This is a genomic window from Enterococcus sp. GPZ-007 (assembly GCF_059374735.1).
In genome coordinates this window covers 26,638-48,067 of sequence record NZ_JCAFYN010000009.1, presented here as the reverse complement: position 1 = coordinate 48,067, position 21,430 = coordinate 26,638, and the positions used below count along the sequence as shown (strand labels likewise).

General features: G+C 41.1%; 21 protein-coding genes and 2 pseudogenes. 4 read left to right on the top strand and 19 right to left on the bottom strand.

What is annotated here, in order from left to right:
* Positions 1–89: 89 nt before the first annotated feature.
* Positions 90–2,492: a trans-4-hydroxy-L-proline dehydratase gene (gene hypD, locus AC4J95_RS06970; protein ID WP_494549223.1), complete on the bottom strand. Its 2,403-nt coding sequence runs from the start codon at positions 2,490–2,492 to the stop codon at positions 90–92.
* Between the two features lie 26 nt (positions 2,493–2,518).
* Complete coding sequence (locus AC4J95_RS06965; protein ID WP_494549222.1) at positions 2,519–3,298, bottom strand: glycyl-radical enzyme activating protein; 780 nt, start codon at positions 3,296–3,298, stop codon at positions 2,519–2,521.
* A gap of 174 nt (positions 3,299–3,472) precedes the next feature.
* Between AC4J95_RS06965 and AC4J95_RS06960 the strand changes: the two genes are divergently transcribed.
* Positions 3,473–4,015: a helix-turn-helix domain-containing protein gene (locus AC4J95_RS06960; protein ID WP_316404978.1), complete on the top strand. Its 543-nt coding sequence runs from the start codon at positions 3,473–3,475 to the stop codon at positions 4,013–4,015.
* A gap of 31 nt (positions 4,016–4,046) precedes the next feature.
* Here the strand turns inward: AC4J95_RS06960 and AC4J95_RS06955 are convergent, their stop codons facing one another.
* The 10 genes and pseudogenes from AC4J95_RS06955 to AC4J95_RS06910 form a co-directional block, all read right to left on the bottom strand.
* Positions 4,047–4,790, bottom strand: a complete 744-nt coding sequence (locus AC4J95_RS06955) for a class I SAM-dependent methyltransferase (RefSeq protein WP_494549221.1) — start codon at positions 4,788–4,790, stop codon at positions 4,047–4,049.
* Positions 4,783–5,592: an N-formylglutamate amidohydrolase gene (locus AC4J95_RS06950; RefSeq protein ID WP_494549220.1), complete on the bottom strand. Its 810-nt coding sequence runs from the start codon at positions 5,590–5,592 to the stop codon at positions 4,783–4,785. Before AC4J95_RS06950 ends, AC4J95_RS06955 begins: the two co-directional genes overlap by 8 nt.
* Positions 5,593–5,700: 108 nt before the next feature.
* A complete protein-coding gene (locus AC4J95_RS06945; protein WP_494549219.1) occupies positions 5,701–6,816 on the bottom strand; it encodes a M42 family metallopeptidase in 1,116 nt (371 codons plus the stop codon).
* Complete coding sequence (locus tag AC4J95_RS06940; protein WP_494549218.1) at positions 6,816–7,880, bottom strand: M42 family metallopeptidase; 1,065 nt, start codon at positions 7,878–7,880, stop codon at positions 6,816–6,818. Before AC4J95_RS06940 ends, AC4J95_RS06945 begins: the two co-directional genes overlap by 1 nt.
* A gap of 22 nt (positions 7,881–7,902) precedes the next feature.
* Positions 7,903–8,424, bottom strand: coding sequence for a GrdB-related putative oxidoreductase (locus AC4J95_RS06935; protein ID WP_494549217.1), 522 nt, complete (start codon positions 8,422–8,424; stop codon positions 7,903–7,905).
* A gap of 11 nt (positions 8,425–8,435) precedes the next feature.
* Entirely contained in the window at positions 8,436–9,779 is a 1,344-nt protein-coding gene (locus tag AC4J95_RS06930; RefSeq protein ID WP_494549216.1) for a PTS sugar transporter subunit IIC, read from the bottom strand.
* A 23-nt stretch (positions 9,780–9,802) separates the two neighbouring features.
* The gene (locus tag AC4J95_RS06925) at positions 9,803–10,132 is read right to left on the bottom strand and encodes a PTS sugar transporter subunit IIB (RefSeq protein WP_494549215.1); all 330 of its coding nucleotides are present in this window, start codon (positions 10,130–10,132) and stop codon (positions 9,803–9,805) included.
* A gap of 21 nt (positions 10,133–10,153) precedes the next feature.
* Positions 10,154–11,107: a glycosylasparaginase gene (locus AC4J95_RS06920; RefSeq protein ID WP_494549214.1), complete on the bottom strand. Its 954-nt coding sequence runs from the start codon at positions 11,105–11,107 to the stop codon at positions 10,154–10,156.
* A gap of 180 nt (positions 11,108–11,287) precedes the next feature.
* Positions 11,288–12,591, bottom strand: a pseudogene (locus AC4J95_RS06915) (M20 family metallopeptidase).
* Between the two features lie 32 nt (positions 12,592–12,623).
* Positions 12,624–13,355, bottom strand: a complete 732-nt coding sequence (locus AC4J95_RS06910) for a GntR family transcriptional regulator, LSA1692 subfamily (RefSeq protein WP_494549213.1) — start codon at positions 13,353–13,355, stop codon at positions 12,624–12,626.
* A gap of 265 nt (positions 13,356–13,620) precedes the next feature.
* Between AC4J95_RS06910 and AC4J95_RS06905 the strand changes: the two genes are divergently transcribed.
* Together AC4J95_RS06905 and AC4J95_RS06900 are read left to right on the top strand one after the other, a co-directional pair.
* Positions 13,621–14,349, top strand: a complete 729-nt coding sequence (locus tag AC4J95_RS06905; protein ID WP_494549212.1) for an epoxyqueuosine reductase QueH — start codon at positions 13,621–13,623, stop codon at positions 14,347–14,349.
* 241 nt (positions 14,350–14,590) lie between these two features.
* On the top strand, positions 14,591–16,684 hold the full coding sequence (locus AC4J95_RS06900; protein WP_494549211.1) for an LTA synthase family protein: 2,094 nt from the start codon (positions 14,591–14,593) through the stop codon (positions 16,682–16,684).
* A gap of 155 nt (positions 16,685–16,839) precedes the next feature.
* On the opposite strand, the gene AC4J95_RS06895 is transcribed toward AC4J95_RS06900, so the two are convergent.
* The 4 genes from AC4J95_RS06895 to AC4J95_RS06880 form a co-directional block, all read right to left on the bottom strand.
* Positions 16,840–17,439 carry a short chain dehydrogenase gene (locus tag AC4J95_RS06895; protein WP_494549210.1) on the bottom strand — a complete coding sequence of 200 codons (600 nt, stop codon included), beginning with the start codon at positions 17,437–17,439 and terminating at the stop codon, positions 16,840–16,842.
* A gap of 19 nt (positions 17,440–17,458) precedes the next feature.
* A complete protein-coding gene (locus tag AC4J95_RS06890; RefSeq protein ID WP_494549209.1) occupies positions 17,459–17,923 on the bottom strand; it encodes a cysteine hydrolase family protein in 465 nt (154 codons plus the stop codon).
* 138 nt (positions 17,924–18,061) lie between these two features.
* Positions 18,062–18,250, bottom strand: coding sequence for a CsbD family protein (locus AC4J95_RS06885; RefSeq protein WP_494549208.1), 189 nt, complete (start codon positions 18,248–18,250; stop codon positions 18,062–18,064).
* A gap of 75 nt (positions 18,251–18,325) precedes the next feature.
* Positions 18,326–18,505, bottom strand: coding sequence for a hypothetical protein (locus AC4J95_RS06880; protein WP_494549207.1), 180 nt, complete (start codon positions 18,503–18,505; stop codon positions 18,326–18,328).
* Positions 18,506–18,579: 74 nt separating this feature from the next.
* On the opposite strand from AC4J95_RS06880, the gene AC4J95_RS06875 reads away from it, so the two are divergent.
* Entirely contained in the window at positions 18,580–18,759 is a 180-nt protein-coding gene (locus AC4J95_RS06875) for a hypothetical protein (protein ID WP_494549206.1), read from the top strand.
* A 37-nt stretch (positions 18,760–18,796) separates the two neighbouring features.
* On the opposite strand, the pseudogene AC4J95_RS06870 reads toward AC4J95_RS06875, so the two are convergent.
* From AC4J95_RS06870 to ulaA, 3 genes and pseudogenes are all read right to left on the bottom strand, one after another.
* Positions 18,797–19,276, bottom strand: a pseudogene (locus AC4J95_RS06870) (dienelactone hydrolase family protein); the annotation flags it as partial.
* A gap of 162 nt (positions 19,277–19,438) precedes the next feature.
* Positions 19,439–20,176: a sugar isomerase domain-containing protein gene (locus tag AC4J95_RS06865; RefSeq protein ID WP_494549205.1), complete on the bottom strand. Its 738-nt coding sequence runs from the start codon at positions 20,174–20,176 to the stop codon at positions 19,439–19,441.
* Positions 20,177–21,427 carry a PTS ascorbate transporter subunit IIC gene (ulaA, locus tag AC4J95_RS06860; protein WP_494549204.1) on the bottom strand — a complete coding sequence of 417 codons (1,251 nt, stop codon included), beginning with the start codon at positions 21,425–21,427 and terminating at the stop codon, positions 20,177–20,179.
* Positions 21,428–21,430: the final 3 nt, after the last annotated feature.

Sequence of the window (21,430 nt, the reverse complement as noted above, 5' to 3'; positions counted from 1 at the left end):
TTCTATCAATTAATAAAATTTTGCGCAGTCAGCAGAAAAAGCCGGAGCATCAAATCTCCGGCTTAAATCATTCTATTGAAGTGTTTTATTTACCCAAATGCTTGCTCCGTTCTTGAGATGATCTCATCCTGCAGAGCTTTTTCCAGATTGTTAAAGTAGTCGCTATAGCCTGCTACCCGTACAATCAAGTTCTCATATTCTTTCGGATTTTTTTGTGCTTTTAGCAATGTTTCCCGGTCAATCACATTGAACTGGATATGGTGCCCATCCAACGCGAAATAACTGCGCACAAGGGAGGCCATATTAGTAATTCCTGCTTCTCCAGCTACTACACTAGGGGTGAACTTCTGGTTCAACAAGGCTCCGCCTGTTTTCGTCTGATCAATTTTCGATGCAGACTTGATCACTGCGGTCGGTCCATTGCGGTCAGCGCCTTTTTCTGGTGAGATGCCATCTGGCAATGGAATCCCCTTATGGCGGCCATTTGGTGAAGCCTCCATCACTTGACCAAAGTAAACGTGACAAGTCGTTGGTAAAAATTCAACAACCGTTTTTGATCCTTTTGGTGTTGGGCGCCCTGCGATTACCTCTTGTAAGGATGCTGCCACATCGCGTAACAGCGTATCCGCGTAATCATCATCATTGCCATATTTTGGTGTCTCGTTATACACTCGATCATAAATCTCATCATAATTTTCAAAATCCGCTTCACAAGCAGCCAATAATTCTTCCATCGTCATCGTTTTCTCTTCAAAGACATTGTGTTTGATGGCTGCTAAGGAATCGGTAATTGTTGCGATGCCGACACACTGGATGTAGCTGGTATTGTAGCGCGCACCGCCGGCATTATAGTCTTTACCGACTTTGATACAGTCATCAGACATCACTGAAAGTAATGGAACTGGCATGAATTCCATATACATCCGTTCGATTAAATTATTGCCTGCGACCTTCACATCCACGACATATTGCAGTTCTTGATGGAAGGCTTCAAAGATCTCCTCATAAGTTTCCATCTTGGTGAAATCACCTACATCAATCCCGACCTGCTTGTCCGTGTAATGATCGTAGCCGCGATTCATCGCTAATTCGAAGATTTTCGGAATGTTTAGATAGCCAGTCAATACATAGGCCTCTTTTCCGGCCACCCCAACTTCAACACAACCAGAACAAATTCCGCTCTCTCTGGCATCATCAACCGATTTTCCAAGATAGCTTAATTCTGCTAAGATCGCTTCAGAGTTATACATCGCCGGCTGACCCCAGCCTTTACGAGAAACCTTCAATGCTTCACGCAGGAACTTTTCTGGTGACTTGCGAGAAATTTGAACATTCGAGCTTGGCTGCAATAATTTCATTTCATCCATGACTTCCAAGATTAAATAGCTCACATCACTGACGCCGCTCGTGCCGTCTGGCCGTAAAGCACCGGTGTTCAAGTTACAGAAATCCGTATAGGTTCCACTTTCCTTCAAGGTGATCCCGACTTTTGGCGGTGCTGGCTGATTATTGAACTGAATCCAGAGATTTTCCAATAGTTCCCGGGCTTCTTCTCTGGTCAAACGCCCTTCGTCAATATCTTTTTCATAGAAAGGTTCTAGGTGCTGATCCAATTTTCCTGGTGAATAGGCATCCCAGTTGTTCATCTCGACCGTCACTCCGATGTGAGTAAACCAATACATTTGAATCGCTTGACGGAAGGTTTGCGGCGCATGCTCTGGAACCACATCACAGACTTCTGCTAAATCTAACAATTCCTGTTTCCATTGCGGATCAGTTTCCTTTTCAGCCAACTCACGACATTCCTGTGCATAGCGCTTGCCATAAATGATCATACCTTCGCAAACCAGTTTCATGCCTTCTAGTTCTTCCCGCTTATTCAAGGCTTCCATATCGTTGTTGTAATCTAAGTTGTCGATTTCTTGTTGAATCTCCGCCTTAAAGTCCGCAAAGCCTTTTTGATACATTTTTCCGTCCGCTACCGTATGTCCCGGACCGCGCTGCATCAAGAACTCGGTATATAGTCCAGCATCAAATAGCAAATGCCACTCTTCCGGTAATAAACGATTCATCCGCGTCATCATCGCCCGCTCATGCCAATAAGGAATAATCACCTCTTCTTGAATCTTGCGGTCCTCATCACTCACGCGGAAGAAAACTTTTTCGCGATTGTTCATGTTTTCAAAATCATCCAGCGTGTGACAGCATAATTCAGGGAATGTCGGTGCCGCCCAAGGCTTATCCCCTTTTTCACCTAAAACCAGCGACCCTTTTTCAATATAGTTCGTCCGATTTTCCATGATGTACTTGAAGGCTTTTCCGCGTAAAACTGGTGCAGAAACTTTTCCTTCCCATTTCTTATAGGCTTCCGTCAAAAGAACTGCCCGTTCCATCGAAATACTTGGTGTACATTCCTTGTCGCTGATCTCCCGCAATCGTTTGATTCGTTCGGTACTGCCCCTTCTAGTTGGTTCCAGTGTTAATTCTGCCATTGATCTTCCTCCTATTTTTTGGTCGATTATCCGCCAATCGTTACTTGATATCCTGCATCCTGATAAACCTTCTGCAGCCGCTCAACCTTCTCGTCGGCTGGTTTGCTAAAATTCTGTGTGCATACCCGTTTTAATCGCTCATACTTGTCACGGCCAAAATCATGATACGGCAGCAAGGATATTTCACTCACATGAATTCTTTCTTTTGCTAACCACTCAATGATTTCCTCTGCATCGACTTCTTCGGCATTAATCTCATCTAATAAGATCAAACGCAGATTGATCTCCGCCTGCTGCTCTGATAAGAAACGTAAATTTTCCAATACCAGCTGATTTCCTGCGCCTGTATAAAGCTGATGGTTATGTGAATCAATGAACTTTAAATCGTATAAAAATAAATCTGCATACGGCAAAATTCGCCGATAATTCTCTGTCGGCGCTACACCACAGGTATCGATCGCAACTGAGATACCTAGTCGCTGACATTCCTTGGCTAGTTCGACTACATAATCCATATTTTGGGCCATCACCTCACCGCCAGAAAAGGTTACCCCACCGCCTGACTGGTCATAAAAGATTTGGTCGGCCTGAATCTTTTTTACTAACTCGCGAATCGTATAGTCTTTCCCGATCAGCTCTTCTTTGCCATATTTGTTTAGCATGATTTCCGGGCCAAACACTTGGCTCTCCGGATTGTGACACCATTCACATCTGATGGGACACCCTTTGAAGAAAATTGTCGTACGAATTCCCGGCCCATCATGAGTCGAAAACTTCTGAATATTAAAAATCGTCGGCTTTTTCACGTACTTCCCTCCCGTCTTAATTATAAAGTCCTAGAGATTCAGTTGCAAGCGCTTTATTCATAATAATGAATTTTTTATTTTAATCTTCGTTAAGTTTTTCATTTAAATGATGAATAGAAATTTACTTACTTTTCGGGTATACTAAAATTAATTAATCGAGGTGAGGGATCAGACATGAACATTGGGGAAAAAGTGAAAAACCTGCGCAACGAACGGGGTATGACCCTCAAGCAGCTTTCCGAAGCTACTGGCTTATCGACCGGCTTTTTGTCTCAGTTTGAGCGAGGCATCACTACTATTGCGGTGGAGCATTTATCTAATATCGCGGCTTTATTCAAGGTAAAGATCAATTACTTCTTTGAAGAAGAACCCGAGATCGAACCGATCGTTCGCGGGTACGACCAGCCGGTAATTCATAAACTGAACAATATGATTTACAAACAGTTGAGTCGCACACCGCAGGATAAGAAGATCGCGCCGAAGATGATCGAGATTATGCCTCATGAAAAGCGGGAATTGCCGACCACTTATCCGCATCACGGAGAAGAATTCGTTTATGTTTTGGAGGGAATCTTGACCTTAGTGATCGAGGAAAAGACCTATCAGCTTTACCCTGGTGATTCTGCTCATTATTTTTCGACGATCGACCACAATTGGGATAACCAAACTAGCAATGTCGTGAAATTCATCGTCGTACATTATCCAAATGACTACTAAAAAGCGCTCGATCAAAAATGATCGAACGCTTTTATTTTGAGGCGCAAATCCCGAAATTCATATCTCTGATGAAGACGGCTTGTGCCCTTTTCATTTCTTCTGTCAGTTTTTCTTCATTGATACTCTCCAGCTCAACTTTTTTTGCTGCTCCAGCTTGAATAATCCGCTTTTCCATCACCTGCAGCAGCCACGCAAGATCGCTGCCGGTCTCAGCCGTCTGTAAAACTGCCTCAGCACGAACGTCCTTTACTTGCAGCCCGGCTTTTGTAAACAAGGAATACATTTCTGAACCAATGTGGATATTTCCTTGTTCCTGGGCTACTGTTTTCCAGACCCATTGCTGAGCTTTTGTGTGCAACGGAAATGTTTCAGTTAGTGCTCCAGCACCAAGCGCATCACTTTCTTGAAAAATCATCTGCCCACCAAGCTTTAAGCATTTGATCAGATCGTTGATTGCCTGAAACGGATCGGGCAGATACATCAATATCCTTCTGCCGATGACCGCGTCGAACGTTCCTAACTTTTCTGCCGCCTCTTCCAGTTTCATTGTCATGAATTGGGTATTACTCAGCTGTTTCTTAGCAGCAGTCTTTTGTGCGGCGATAATTGCCCCTTCGTTCATATCAATCCCAACGATTTCACCAGTACCCTTCAGTAAGTCCTGTGCTAAAAAGCTAACCTCACCGTTGCCGCAGCCCACATCTAAAATTCTCATACCTTCTTTTAAACCCGAATCAAGCAGTAATTTTCGGGTAAACGCATTGCGATCATTCATTGTTCCAGTCTCCTCTATTCGAAAGTTTTGCTACCAACTTCTCAAAAAACCGGTCTAATTTTTCCTGTGTTGCTGAAAATAATTCTGGATTATACTCAGTCAATTCTTCCTCACCAAATGAACGTTTCTCGATGTATTGATTGTAGCGGATTTCTAACTGTAATGCTTCAATTCCAGCTTGATTCCCATATTGACAAGTGATAAATCCGCCGCGAAACGGATGATTATTTGAAACACTATAGCCTGTTTCTTCCAATAATTGCGACAACTTCTCTCGCAAATCAGCACTAGATGTTTGGTCCGCTTGATTGCCGATCACGAAATCTGCTGGTTCTCTCTCGTCATTATTGGGATATTCCGCAAAGCTATGAAGATCGAAGAGATAGATTTTAGCGAAGTGCTGTTTCTTCTGATTGATCAGTTCTTGCAGCGCGTGATGATACGGCCAATAATAGTTTTCCAGCCGCTCGTTAATAACTTCTTTTGACAAAGTTTCGGAGTACAGAGGATTACCAAACGTATTCTGCTGATAGATGACCGTATCTTGATAATTCTCTCCCGCCATTTGGCTCTCACGATTTGGATCAGCAACATAGCGGTTCACTTGATTCTCGATCACTGTGAAACCTTTCTTAATTAAAAACTGATACAACTCGGGTAAAAACCAATCGGTATTCGCTAAAACAGCCTCTTCCCGCAAGCTTTCTCGCATTTCCACAGGAAGCCATGTACCACTGTGAGGCAGGCTGATAATTATTGGATATACGTTTTTTTCTTCATTATAAATAGTGAATGGTTTCATCGACTTCCTAGCTTTCTTCTTAGGCTCCACTTGATTATAAATGTTTCCTCTGTTTTTATGAATACAAAAAACCGACAAAGAAATGAGTCTTTGCCGGATTCTAAAAACTTAATCAATTGAAATACCTACCGAAGATTTTAGCTGATTTAGTTTTTCCCAGTTTAATCTTCTACAAAACTCAGTGACCAATTTAATCGTTTGAATATAGTCTTCTTTGTGGATAATCAGTCGGGGTGAATGCATGTATCGTGTCGGGATGGATAAGGTCATACTCACTACACCTTCCATCATCTTATGAATGTTACAAGCATCTGTACCGCCGACAGTCATAAAATCATAACGAACATCTAAGTCTAAGTCCTTTACGATTTCCTCCATCATTTGGACTAACCCACTATTACCAATCGTCAGTGAATCTAAAACTGATAAAACGACACCGCCACCTAGTTTCATTCCTTTCTTATCAAAAGGTGTATCAGTAGCTGTCGTCACATCTAAAGCAATCGCAATATCAGGTTTTATCGTATGGACTGCTGTTCTAGCACCTCTAATCCCTACTTCTTCCTGAGTTGTTGCTGCAAAATAAACATTTGCTCGATGACCATTTTTGCTTAGATTTTTTAGAACTTCCAATCCTACACCAACACAACAACGATCATCCCATGCTTTTCCCATAAGATAGTTGGCATCATTCAGCTCTCTAAAAGAGATACTTGGTGTAATCATATCACCGATTTCAACGCCTAATTGTTCAACTTCTTGAATTGAACTAACTCCTAAATCAAAATAGAGGTCCATGGGTTGAATGACTTTATTTTTTATTTCAGCAGGTAATCCATGGGGAGCTCTTGAACCGACTACCCCAATGATTTTATCCCCATTAGCAGTAGTTATTTTCATTTCTTGCGCGGGCATGACGTGACCCCACCAGCCCCCCACCGGCAAAAGATTAACATACCCATCATCAGTTATACTTCTAACCATAAAACCAACTTCATCCATATGGCTGGAAAGCATTATTTTAGGGCCATCCGCTTCACCAGTTGCTTTCAGAATAACCGATCCAAGATTATCGTATTGAATTTCATCGCAATCTTTTCCCCCATAAGAGGTAACAATTCTGCTTACTTCTCTTTCCATCCCACCAATGCCATCCGCTTCAGAGAGTTGCTTTAATAAATCGAGATCAATTTCATTGAAGTTCGTCATACCAATCTCCTCCATCAACGATTTTCTTCTTTGAACTCTTGAATTTTTTCAACACTAAGGTGTTCTAAAAATAGAAGCAAAGCATCTTTAGCTGCTTGATAATCTCTGACATCCAAAATCGAACACGGAGTATTCATGTTTCTTATTGGAACATTTACAAAAAGTGTCGGTGCTCCTGTTCTTAATTTATTGATCCAGGCCGCATCGGAGCCTTCCATTGAATAGTAATACTGGTACGATAGGTCATTTTCTTTACAAATTTTTTTTAACGTGTTCAACAACAAACGATTAGGTAAAACAGTTGTATCGTAAAAATTAATTAGAACACCTTTGCCAAGTTCGCCATTTTTCTCTTTAAGATCAGATTGATAATCAAAAGCTTTATTAGTATCCAGAACGATCCCCAGATCCGGCTTCACAAGATTTGTAGCCGTTTGTACTCCTCGAAACCCAACCTGTTCTTGAACAGTACAGCCAACATATAAATCGAAATCAAACTCAAGATCCTTTACAGCTCTTAATAGCTCAATCCCCATTAATGGAGCGTAACGACCATCCCAATTTTTCGTAAAAATCCGTTGTTGGTTCCATGATTTTTTAATTTGGCTTACAAAAGACAACCGGTCCCCAAAAGTTACATTACTTCTCTTGGCTGCTTCCTCAGTTTCAAAGCCAAAATCTACTAAAACTTCTTTTGATTCATCTAAAACGTGTCCTGCTTCATTATAAGCAAGCAGAGTTCCAATGATTGTTTTTCCTTCTCTTGTTTTTAATTTTACAGTGGCCCCCAAAAGACTAGTAGCGACAATATTTCCAAGAGCTAACGCTTTTATTGTACCGTTCTGATTGATTTTTTTGACAATGAATCCAGCTTCATCCATATGTCCGACAACCATTACTCGTGGAGCATTTTTTTGTTTGCTTTTCTTTACTGCAAAAATCGATCCCAAGTTATCATAGATAACTGTGTCTGCTAACTGTTCATACTCTTTTTTTAGCGAAAGTGAAAGATCCTTTTCATCTCCTGAAACACTGTCAATCTCACACAACTTGTTAAGTAAAGTTTCATCTAAAGTCATCAATTATTCCTCTCTTCTTAAGCTAATAACAGTTTTTTTGAGCAAACTCTTCGATTGATTGGTTCGTCACTTTTAATGATGCCAACTCTAGGATTTTCTTTAGTGAATCCGTCAAACCGATTCCACCTTTTTTCGGCATCTTTACAATCGTTACATCATCTTTATGCGTAGCGATAGCATCTGTACATTCAGCCGACATAGCAACAACAACTGGAATATTCGTATGCTGTTCAATTGCGAAACCAACTTCGGAACACATCAGACCATATTTTTCATAATTAAATGCTGGACCGCAAATTACGACATCCGGATCAATTTTTTGGGTCATTGCCACTAACTTTTTAGTAACCAGTTCTTTATTATTCAAATAGAAATCATCTCCACAATATAGTGTTGCAACGATTTGCCCATTAACATCGGCTAAATACTTTTCAAACATATTCGCCGAACCAATCGGCATTTTTTTACCACCTAGTTCCAGATCACCGTTCTCTTTCCCACCAAAACCTGCCTGAATCTGATCAAATATCATTAAAATTTTCATACTACACCTCTCTACAAGTCATCAAAAGATAGGTCATCAAATGAAATGTCTTCTTCCTCGTCTTTTTTACTACTGGCTTCTGCTTCTTCTTTCAAATACTGTTTGTCTAAAGTTTTAATAAATGGATAGTAAATAGCACAACCCAAAGTCAATAACATGAATTGCCAAATAACTGCAACAAAGCTCCCCGTTGATAAGTATCCTGAAAACCCGATTGGTGTGGTCCATGGTAATGCTACGCCATTGGTATAAGGGATGATACCAAGATTAGTCACTAAAGTAGATAGTAATAAATTAATTGTTGGTGTCAGAATAAATGGAATAATAATGATTGGGTTCAGCACAATCGGCAATCCAAAGATGATTGGTTCATTGATACCAAAGAACCCTGGAACAAGGGAAAGTTTCCCTAATTTTTTGATCCGTTCTGATTTACAGAATAGAACCATGACAATTACAAGTGATAATGTACTGCCTCCGCCTCCAAAATTAGTGAAGAAATTTGAAAAAGGATCAGTGAAAATATTAGGCAATTCTTTGCCTGCTTGGAAAGCGTTTAAGTTTTCAAACGTCAACACTTTTAGGATTGGAGCAAAAACAGAATTTGCTACAGCCGGTCCATTGATTCCAAAGAACCAGAAAACAGTACATGCGATTGAATAAATAACTTGTGCAAATAAAGTATTTCCTGCACCTTTTAGCGGTGTTTGTAGGATTTCAAAAATAAAATTATGCACTGTTTCATAGGGTGTAAATTCAAATCCAATTCTTATGAAGAAAAATAATAACATAACGATTCCACTTGGGATAAGCGCTTCAAAAGACATCGCTACCGCCGGCGGTACACCATCAGGCATCTTGATCGTCCAACCTCTTTTTGATACAAACGTATAGATTAGAACAGAGACAATCGCAACTACTAAAGCTAAGAAAATGCCATTAGTTCCTAGATACTGTAAATCAATCGCACCTGCAGGATCAGTTGCTCCTTCAACAGTCATTCTCATTGGTGTTAAAATTAAGAAACCAACAACTGCCACTGCCGCGGATTGGATCGGATCAACATCTAACTCTCTACCGTAGGCATAAGCTGTACCTAAACATGACAAGAAACCAACAACATCAAAAACTGCACCTGAGACATTACTAAACCAAGAGCTCCACTGTGGACCTAAAATTCCAGTCCAGAAGCTTTCCCATCCCGGAATTGGAAAATTACTGAATAATAAGAATAAAGAGCCCACGATAATCAGTGGTGTAGTGATTAAAAAACCATCCCTGATTGCGACTAAAACTTTGTTCTTTCCTAATTTCTCTGCTAACGGCATCATAGTTCTCTCTAATGCATCAAACATCGGACATCCCCCTTAAATGATTTTTATTGTGCTTTTTTCTTTTTTAAAGCCAAGATTGCTTGCTTCAACACTTTTTCTCCATTCATCACACCATAATCTTCTGGGCTGATCATTAAGATTGGTGCCCCATAAGAACCAAAGTTTTTGATAGTATCTTCATACAAGTATTTGACTTGAGGACCAAGCATAATGACATCTGGTTGTTTCTCAGTAATGATTTGATTAAGCAATCCATGTGAATACGCGGCAATTTCCATTGGTAAATTGTGCTGATCCGCAACATTTTGCATTTTTTGAGCTAGCATACTTGTTGACATTCCTTGACTACAAAATAAATAAACTTTCTTCTTCATAATTCTCTCTCCTTCTTAAATCTAATTAATTGGTGCTTTTATCCGTTTTTCATATGCTTCTAACCATTCCTGTGTAATAGGCTGGATATCGGTGGTATGATCAGGCCCCATGTTAGCAATGTAAATCTGAGGTGCTTCATGATCGTTCCCCACACTGAAGGTGAATTCCACATTTGTTGCTACGCCCCAGTCGCCATTCTTATTCATCGCGATCAGTGAAAAGGCCCCAGCTTTCCCATAGCGAGCAGTCAGCTTATCATGAAATTCGTAGACGGCTTTATCGCAAGCGGCCTGCGGTTCCAATCCTTCACCCATCAGACGGACGATTTCATAGGATAGGCAGCCCTTCATCAAATCTTCCCCTAAGCCGGTGGCAGCGGCTCCGCCGATTTTGCTATCAACATAGAATCCTGAGCCGGATAATGGTGAATCACCTACCCGTCCTGGCTTTTTCATGAACAGTCCAGAGCTAGAGGTTCCTGCTGTCATGGTCCCCATTTGGTCTAGTGTGATCGCACCGACCGTGTCGTGACCATCGTATGGATTCAGATTGTTCTCGTGAATCTCCTTCAGGCGTTTTTCCCAAATTTTATGGGCACGTTCGGTCAGCATACTCTTCCTTTCAAAACCTTCCAGCATGGAGTATTTGGTCGCCCCCTCCCCTACGCGAAAGCTGTTGAACTTATCTTTACTGAGTTTGCGAGCAACCGAGATTGGATTTTTTACATCAGTAATCCCAGCAACTGCGCCGATTTCAAATGTATCACCGTGCATGAAGGCTGCATCCATTTCTAAAATTCCTTCTGCATTTGGCAATCCGCCATAACCGACCGATTTATAGTAAGGATAATCCTCTACTGTTTTGATCAAGGTTTCCACCGCGTCACCGGCTTCTTCTTTTTTTTCTAATAAACGCAATGCTTCTGCTACACCATCGTGTGCCATTCGCCATGTGGCAATTGCTCCCCACGCCATCGTTGTGCTCCTTCCGTTACCGTTTACATTTTCAAAATCTGAATTCATTATAGATAGTATATACTGTTTTGTATATACTAAATTTGAAATTTTTTTATCTTTTTTTAGCGTTTTCTCAGCAAAAAAAGATAAAATCGAAAAAAAAGACCCAGCAAGCCACTGCTGAGCCTTATAAATCAACTATTCAATTAGTTTTAACATTCCTTGCATATAGATCTCCATGTTTAGTAATAGATCTTCTTCATCCATATATTCGTCTTGATTGTGGGCGATCCCCTTCTGCCCCGGAAACGAAGGGCCAAATGCGACGATGTTTGGAACAAAACGGGCATAGGTTGCTCCTGTAGTCGTTACAGGTGTGCCATCTAATCCAGTTACTTCTTCATAAATAGCAGATAATACTTGAACGTTAGGGTCTTCCTTTGGAAAATGGCTGCTTTTGATACGACGAACAACCGTCAACTCGCTCTTAGGCGGCAGATGTTTTTCCAGTGCTGTCGTTACTTCTGCTTCTTTAACTGAAACGGGGTAACGGATAGCGAGCGACAGTGACAGTTGATTATCTTTCTTGATTAATTCATAAGGTGTAATCATTAATCTTCCACTGTCAGCATCTGAAAAATCAATTCCTAGCCCTTCACCATAATGCTGCTCAGCTAAACTTGCCACGATCCACGAAAAGTATTCAGCAAGCTTTCCTGATAGTGCCTGCTCCTGCAAAATCTTCTCCGCCAACAACGTAATAGCATTTTCCCCAAGCTCTGGTGCATTGGAAGGGGCTCTTTTACCAGTTACGCTGACCTTCTTACCGTCAATAGTCACAGACAACTCATCAGGCACATGATCCCGCGCTTGATCGCCGATGTGAAATCGCCTAAACTTTTCAGTTCTTCTTCTGAAAATGGTGTTAAAATCTCGTAATTGACGATCCCACGTTCGCCGTAAACGACGGGATATTTGCAATCTGGTGTGAAGCCGAATTGTGGTGCTTTTTCTTCACTTAAATACAGTGGAATATCTCCACTGCCGCTTTCTTCATCCGTGCCAAAAACGATCCGGATCGTTTTACTAATTGGCAGATTCAGGTCCTTCAACAATTTTAAGCCAAATAGACACGATAAGATCGGTCCTTTATTGTCTAGGATTCCGCGCCCATAGAAGCGCTGATCCTTTTTACTTAATTTGAATGGCGGAAACGACCAACCATCGCCGGCAGGTACAACATCCAAATGACCGACCACACCAATATAATCTTCGTCATCGCCCCATTGTGCATAACCCACCGCATCATCAACGATCGCTGTTTTAAAGCCGTATTTTTGAGCTAGTGCTATCACTGTTTCTAATGCGGCTTTCGGTCCGGTGCCAAATGGTGCATTTTTCGCTGGTGTCCCCTTAACACTTTCAATTTGCATCACTTGATCAAGATCCTGATAAAACTGTTCTTTATTTTCTTCAATCACTTGTCTAAAATCAATTGACATGAGAAGCCTCCTAGTTTCAATACGAGCTATTTTTATTTTCCATATCGCGTAAGTGTCGTCTTAAATACATAGCGATCTGAACGATAGTAGGAAATATCGTAAAAGATCGGCGTTGCATCTAAGGCGTAAGTCACTGAAAAAACCTGAAGTAACGGATCACCCATCGGAACATCCAATAATTTTGACAGCTCCGGTTTAACTAAAATAGCTTCCACTTCTTGATGTGAATAGGCGATTTCCGTCTTTTCTTCCAATAATTTGAATAAAGAGCCGCTAAAGTCTTCTGCCTTCAGTCCTTTGACATAATACTCAGACAAATAAATCTTTTCCACGGTCATTGGTTCGTCATCCAATATCCGTCGCCGTACCAGCTCATAAATTGGGTAGTCTTCTTCTAATTGAAGAGCATCGAGAATTTCTTCTGAGGGTTCACTGACTTTTTGAAATGAAATCACTTCTGTGCTGCTGGTTTTCCCATAGTCCTTCGCGGCTTCGGTAAACCCCTGAAGGCCGGAGCGTCCGCTTTGGATTTTTGGCTGCGACATCACATAGCTTCCTTTGCCGCGTCGTTTCACCAAAACATTTTTGCTAATCAGATCATCAATGGCTTTACGAATCGTCAAGCGGCTGCAGTCGAACTCTTTTGCTAGATCGTATTCAGATGGTAATTTCTGTGAGCTGACATACACACCATCATGGATTCGCTTTTCGATCTCAGCGGACACTTGATCAAACTTGGCCTTTGTTTTTTTCTTATCTTCCATAATTTCTCCCTTTCCGGATGTTTATCTCTTTATTAACGAAGCAATCTACAATTTCACTATACTGATTCTTGATCCGCTTGGCTAGATGAACTTTTTGATTAACCATCCGGTATATACCTTATAGTATATACTATATCGAGAAAATAAGATAATTCAATCATTTTCCACTTTTTTTAGCCGCCTTACAGACAATTCTAATCTTTTTGAACCCTATCTAACCTTTCTTTCTAAAATCCTCTCGCTTATAATATCTTCAGGTGATTTTATGAATACTATCGATGCAACGGAAATCGTTGAAAAAATGAACAATCAAAAAATAAATTATGATCGTGTGCTGCACAAAATGATTCAATCGTGGGAAAAACAAGACGTGCGCCCGCGCATTTTGATTCATTCATGCTGCGCGCCCTGCAGTACATATACCTTGGAATTTTTGACCCAACATGCAGATGTGACGATCTTCTTTTCGAATTCCAACATTCATCCAGAAAGTGAATATCAGCGTCGGGTTCTAGTCCAAGAAAAATTTATCAATGACTTTAATGCGTCGACGGGTAATCAGGTCGATCTGATCATCGACGACTACAAACCCAATGAGTTCATTCAATTGATGCAGCAAAAAGAGCTAACCGAAGAACCGGAAGGCGGCAAACGTTGTACTGCGTGCTTCAATATGCGGCTGGATTTGGCGGCGAAGGAAGCACTGGAACGCGGGTATGATTATTTCGGCAGCGCGCTGACAATCTCCCCGAAAAAGAATAGCCAATTGATCAATCAAATCGGCATGGATATCCAAAAAATCTACAACACTCACTACCTGCCGAGTGATTTCAAGAAAAATTCCGGCTATCAGCGTTCGATTGAGCTGTGCAAAGAATACGATGTCTATCGTCAATGCTACTGTGGCTGTGTGTTTGCCGCGAAGCAACAAGGCTGTGATCTGAAAAGCATCAATAAAGAAGCAAAGGCCTTTGTTAAAGAACATCAGAAATAACCAACAGAAACATAGAAATAATTGTCAGTAAAAAATAATCCAAGCTCAAACGACGAGTTTGGATTTTCCTTTTCTATGAATTTAAGACAAAAATTCAAAATCAATAGTAAATCTAGCCTTTTGCCATTGACCATTGCTTTTTTTATAATATTTGCTGTCAACATTTATGATAGCCTTTACACGATAGCGGTTTCTTCGGTACAATGAACTAATTACAAAGCTGATTAAGAGAGGTTCTTTTATGATCAAACGCAAATTGAATTCACGATTCGGCTTCTTTTTACTACTGACCATCTTGTTATGGGCAAAAAATCTGTTTGCCTATTTTATCGATTTTGACTTGAGACTGGATAATGCGCTTCAAGTCTTTATCCTGCTGATCAATCCAGTGGCAACGACCATGCTCTTCTTATCGATCTTTTTATTTATTCGAAGAACGCGAGCCGCTTACATCACAGGCTATCTCATCTATTTACTACTGAGCATCCTGCTGTTTGCGAATGTCGTTTATTATCAGGAATTTACGGATTTCCTGACGATTGATACGATTCTAGGTGCGGGAAAAGTCGCCAGCGGACTTGGTGAGAGTGCGATTCGTCTATTCCGACCCCATGATATTTTGTACTTTCTAGATTGTATCGCTGTATTGTCTGCCCTGCTTTTAAAGAAATTTCCTCTGGACATCCAACCGGTTCGGGCAAAACTGGCTTTTACGACAACGGTGCTTTCGTTGCTATTTTTAGCGGGAAATATTGCCTTAGCGGAAACAAGTCGCCCCGGTCTACTAACTCGAACATTTTCCAGAGATTATTTGGTGAAATACTTAGGGATCAATGCCTATACCGTTTATGACGGCATCAAGACCTACCAAGTCTCGCAAATTCGGGCGCAGGCCAGCCCCAATGACATGGAAGTTTTAGCGGAAAAATTGAAGCAGCAGCCGAAGGAAAAAGATCCAACTACTTTCGGGATTGCCAAAGATAAGAACATCATTTATGTTCACCTAGAAAGTGCCCATCAATTTTTAATTGACTATAAGGTGAAGGATGAAAACGGGGTTGAGCATGAAGTGATGCCCTTCGTGAACAGTCTATATCACAGTAATAGCTCCTTTAGCTTCGATAACGTTTACCATCAGGTCAGTGCCGGTAAAACCAGCGATGCTGAGACACTATTGGAAAATTCACTATTTGGATTGAACCAAGGGTCGCTCTTTTCACAGTTAGGCGGAAAGAATACCTTTAATGCCGCACCAGCGATTTTGGATCAAAAACTCGGCTATACAACGGCGGCATTTCATGGAAATGCCGGCAACTTCTGGAATCGTAATGAAACGTACAAACGATTCGGCTACCAGCATTTCTTTGATTCAAGCTACTATAAATTAAATGATGAAAACTCCTTCCAATATGGATTGCATGACAAGCCCTTTTTCCAGCAATCGGTGAAGTATTTGGAGCATCTGCAGCAGCCTTTTTATGCCAAGTTTCTAGCGGTTTCCAACCATTATCCATTTTCGGAATTACCAGAGGCGGAGAATGGTTTCCCTAAAGTGAATACGGGCGATTCGACGATCGACGGCTATTTTGCCACGGCGAATTATACCGATACCGCCATCAAGGAATTCTTCGATTACCTCAAAGTCAGCGGTTTATACGAAAATTCTATGATTGTGCTTTACGGCGATCACTACGGCATTTCAGATTCACGAATCGAGGATACCAAAGAATTGTTTGGCAAAGAGGATTGGACGACCTTTGACACAATCGAGGCACAAAAAGTTCCTTTGATCATCCATATCCCTGGACAAGAAAAAGGAATAGTCAACCATACCTATGGCGGTCAGATTGATGTGCTGCCTACATTGTTGAACTTGATCGGTTACGATCCAAGCGACTTGATGCTGCTGGGCCACGATTTGCTTTCTCCCAATAGAGAGGAAGTAGTCGCCTTTCGAAACCGCGATTTTGTTACAAAGGAATATTCGTATCACAAAGGCGATGCCTATGATAACGAAACAGGAGAACTGTTGAACTTTAGTCGACCGGAAGTGCTTGAAGAAGCAAAGGAAGTTAAAAAGAAAGTTGATGAACAGTTGGATGCCTCCGATCAGATCAATAATGGCGATCTATTGCGCTTTTATTATGACAGCGGCCTCAGCCCAGTCAAAACAGAACAGTTTGACTATAAGAATTCGGTCAAAACCTTGAACAGCATCGAGAAAAAACTGGGGGACAAATCCACCAGTATCTATTCCAAAAACGGACGGCAGTCAACAGAAGAACTGTACAAGACAAAATCCTTCAAGGAATATGCCGAAGAAGCGAATAAATAGCAAAACGCGAAAACAGTTTGATTTGACTGTTTTCGCGTTTTTTCTGATTTCCTTAGTCAAGGATTTTTTCTAACACCTTCGCGGCTTGATCAATCGGCACATCCGTGGCACTCGCAAAAAGATCACTCTTGCCCATGCAAAAGTGATCTTCTTTTCTAATAAACTTGATATTCTTGACCAGTTTGTTTGCCTTCCACGCTTTTGACATACGCCATCGCTACTCGTTCAGCCAATACTGGTACGAAGCCTTTGAAGGAATCTTGGTAATTGTCATAGGACTCTACTAAGACATTTGGGCTGACACAATTGATCCGAACTCCTTGTGTGAAATCAATCGCGGCTGATTTTACAAAGGCTGTCACACCGCCATTGGCCATTGCGGCAGAAGCCCCGCCAGGGATTGGGTCATCCTTGATGATACCAGTGGTCAGTGTGATACTGCCGTCCCGCCGTAAATATTTTTGCCCGATCAATGCGAGATTGATCTGTCCTAACAGTTTGCTTTGAACCGCCACCATGTTATCTTCTGGTGTCATTTCTTCGATTAATTGAAATTTGGCAGCTCCCGAAGCATTCACGATCGCATCGACATGGCCGACCTTTTTGAACATTGCTTCAATACTTTCTACCGAAGTCAGATCAACATTTACGTCTCCGCTAGTTCTGCCAGCAATAATCAAGTCATGCTTGTCTTTCAATTTTTCAACGACCGCTTGACCGATCGTTCCTTTACCACCAACTACTAAAATTCTCACAAGATTTCGCTCCTTTTTACTACTTTATGTATTCTTTTGTTGTCATAGTCATCACACCAACATTTTTCAGCTTCTTATTCCAAACATTCCGCATCGGCTTAATCACGGAATCATGGGCATCCGAAATCAAGGTCACCGGGAAACTCTCCGCTAAAGCCCCTTTACAAGTGGCTTGGACACAGGCATTACTCATCAAACCAACCACCACAAACTCGGTAAAATCATGTTCAGAGAGCAAGGTTTTAAAATCTGGCGCCTTGAATGTATTCATCTGTGTTTTCGTGACTGCCAGATCATTCACATCACGATGTAATTTTTGCGAAAGCTCGCCATAGCCTACTTTTTTGATAAAAACAATTGGAAGATGCTCTTTATGAAAATGATCGATCAATGTATTCACATTCTCCACGAGCCGCTCTTTCCCGATCAGCGGCGCTAATGTTCCTGTTTGAATATCTATTACCAACAACGCAGTTTGCGACAATTTAACCCATCCTTCACTTTTCTTTCTATTATATAGTAGTCGTGAAGTTTTTTGGAAGAATACTTTACAAAAAGAACCGACCAATCCTCTTTACTATCGAAATTGGATAGTAAAGGATTGTCCGGCTTTTCTCATTCATTAATCTTCTTTTTCTTTGTCGAGCTTTTTGTTGATTTTACCAGCAACATCATCCGCTGTTTCTTTTGCTTTGTCCTTGGCTTTACCAAAGCCTTGTTGGATTTTACCTTTTAATTCTGTTGTTTCATCGTTGGTAACTTTTCCTTTTGCTTCGTTCACTTTACCTTTTAGTTCATCGTAGTTTGCCATAATGAACCCTCCTTCATATGATAAAATAATCACTATTGTTTCTAAATTAATTTTACCACCCGAAAAATTAGAAGGCTAAAAATTTGTTCGTGAAGCTAGCAGACTTTCTGCTTGTTGAATTTCCTGTTTTAGCGTTTTGATTCGCTCTTCTTTTAATTCACTAGAAAATTCTAACTGTTTTAACCGTTCAAGCTCAATTTTCGCTGCGGCTAATTCAGCCTTTACTTCCGAAAGAACGCTTTCATTTATCTCCATTGTATATTTCCTCCCAAGCATCACACACCGACCATCAATTAATTCTATGCTACACTGCTTTTGAGGTGAAGTAAATGCGAAACACATGGTTGCAAGAGCAATTAGCCGAAATTTCAGAGGAAAAATACCAATTTATCGTGGCTGAAGCGGTCAAATATATTGAACAGCTGGAAGACGACAACGAAAGTTTGCAGGTCGCGCTGGAGGGCAATATCTGGAGCCCAAAAAAATGGAACGAAAAAGCAGAGAAGTAAGCCGAAATTTGTTGGCTGCTTCTCTGCTTTTAGATTATTAGACAACTGACTTGAAGAATTCAAGTGTTTCAGTCTGTGCTTTTTCTGCCATAGCTTGATTGTAGCTTATTGAATAAGGATCTAAGAATCCATGACTAGCATCAAACAGATGAACGCTAGTATTCTGCTTTTTTCTTAATTCCACAGCTAGTTCCTCAATTGAAAAAGTTGCTTTCTGAGAAAATAGCAGCAGCGTCTCACACTTCGGCACGATTTGAAGCTGATCCCTGATACGTGAACCGTAACAGGCATTGATGCCTCTGTACTCAGCCTTTTCGCTGCAAAGCCATGCTAATGTGCCTCCGACACTATAACCTAAGACAAAAAGTTGATCGTGAAGCTTAGATAACTGCTCAATATATTCAAAAATGTATGACGTCATTTTTGAATAATCCTGAGAATAATAATAGATATAAACCTGTTCAGCTTCTTGATAGGAAAATGCTGGACGCTTCAACAGATTCGGACAATAGACGGTAAATCCGGCGTTTTAAAAAAATTCGCTTTGCTTCATCAAAAAATCATTGATACCGTAAATTTCATGAAGAAGTAGAATGGCTCTGCTGATAAAAATCACCTACACTTTTAGTCCATTTTAGCAAACTGGTAAAAAATTTTTCAGCGGTCTTTTCGAAAAGTCTTATAAGCTGTAATGAATGACTTTCTCATATTTTTTAAACAGTTCTTGATTCAACTGATCACCACCATCAAGATTTGCCGAGTAGAAGATCGGCGGATATTCGACTCCCTGTTCAATTAATTTCCTTGTCACTTCAACAATGATGGTATTTAGAATCGTGGCACCTACCACCGTTGAACTAGGACCAACTTTTTGCTCGATCCCCTGAATAGAGCAGCACGCATCACCAGTATCGCCATGATTATCCAAAACAATATCGGCTAATTCAAACAGGCGTTTTCCCGATGAATGGCGGCTAGAAACCTGTTTTGAGTATTGTAAATTGGTCAAGGCTACGATCTTCACACCTTTTTCTTTCGCCGCCAGCGCCAGATCAATCGTCACTGGATTTCTGCCGGACACTGAATGCAAAATCAAGACATCACCGGCTTTGAAAGGAACCGTTGAAGCAAGTGTCGTTCCGTACCCTTCTAAGCGTTCCATTTTACTAGTAACAGTGATCGGTGAATGGTCCAGCATCAACTCGCGTCCAAAGACTGCATTGATTGTCATCATTCCACCAGCTCGGTAATATAATTCTTCTGCTAAAATCCCGGCATGGCTAGCACCAAAAATGAAGATCCCCTTTTTATTTAAGTTCGCGTCTGTCAACAACTCCACCGTTTGCTTGATTGCATCGGCTTCAGTAATTTCGACTTTTTTTAAAATTTCCTGTATCCGCTCAAAGTATTGAAACATCTATAACCCTCCAAACAAGCTGCCGATGAGTTTTCCAACTATTCCCCATAGTGACAAATCATTTCCGCCGAAGATCAAGATCCAGTTTTGGATTGTGGTACTGAAAATAACAGCTGAGAATCCGACTAAAAGCACCATGACTATCGCTGCCACGACCGTTCCAATAATCGAACCGCGAAGTCCGCCCTGACCTTCACCAATAACAGCCGCGCCGCCACATTCGAAGAAACTGGTAATCACTAAAGGAACAATTAAAATACCAAATAGATCAAAGCTGTTCACCAAAATCACCATGATGGTCGATGTCACCATCGCTACGATAAAACCGATGATTACAGCATTTGGACGATAGTTAAACAGGATTGGAACATCAAATGCTGGCTTGGCTCCAGGAACGACTTTCTCAGCGATCCCTTGGAAGGCTGGGATGATTTGATTGATCAATAAACGAACACCATAAAGCATGATCAGTAAACCGGCACCAAAGTTCAAGCCTGCTTCAATCGCAAACATCACTAAGTTTCCACCTTCTGGGACCAAAACAGGCGCAATAATTCCTACCACGAGATTCATCAGGAACATCACCAAACCACCAGTGATCGAGATTTCTCTAAAAAAGGACAGACTTTCTGGTACATTCAAATCCTCTGTTGATCTTTCCTTGTTCCCAACTCGTTTAGCTACGAAGCCAGAGATCAACGATAAGATTCCAGTCGGGTGACCAATCAAGAACGAGTCATCTCCTGTCGCATCCCAAACATATTTCCGCATAATCCATGGCATAACTGACCAATAGACAGCTGACAAAACTGCACTAACAACAATCAACATCGTACCCTTCAATCCTGCCTCTACTCCACCAGCTACTAACACAAACGGGAACCACCAAAGCATGTGTCCGGTTAAAAAAATTGTCTTGATTGGTGTAAAGCGTGCGATCAGCAGATGGATGATCAAACCTAAGAACATCGCTAAACCAACTGTCCCGCCATATTCTGCGGTAAAGGTCACATCAGAGAGTCCTTCTGCTACCTTTACCCCTAATTGCGTTTGAACAGCTGCATTGATTGGTGCGATCGTTCCCACCAGCATGTTGACTCCTGCCGTTAAAATAACCATCCCAAAAGCCGCAGTCATTGAACCTTTGATAATTTCAGAAATCGTTTTGCGTTGGATGACTAATCCAATCAAGGCAATTAATCCTAGTAGCACGGGCGGATTTTTTAGAATGTGATCTGTAATAAAGCTCATTTT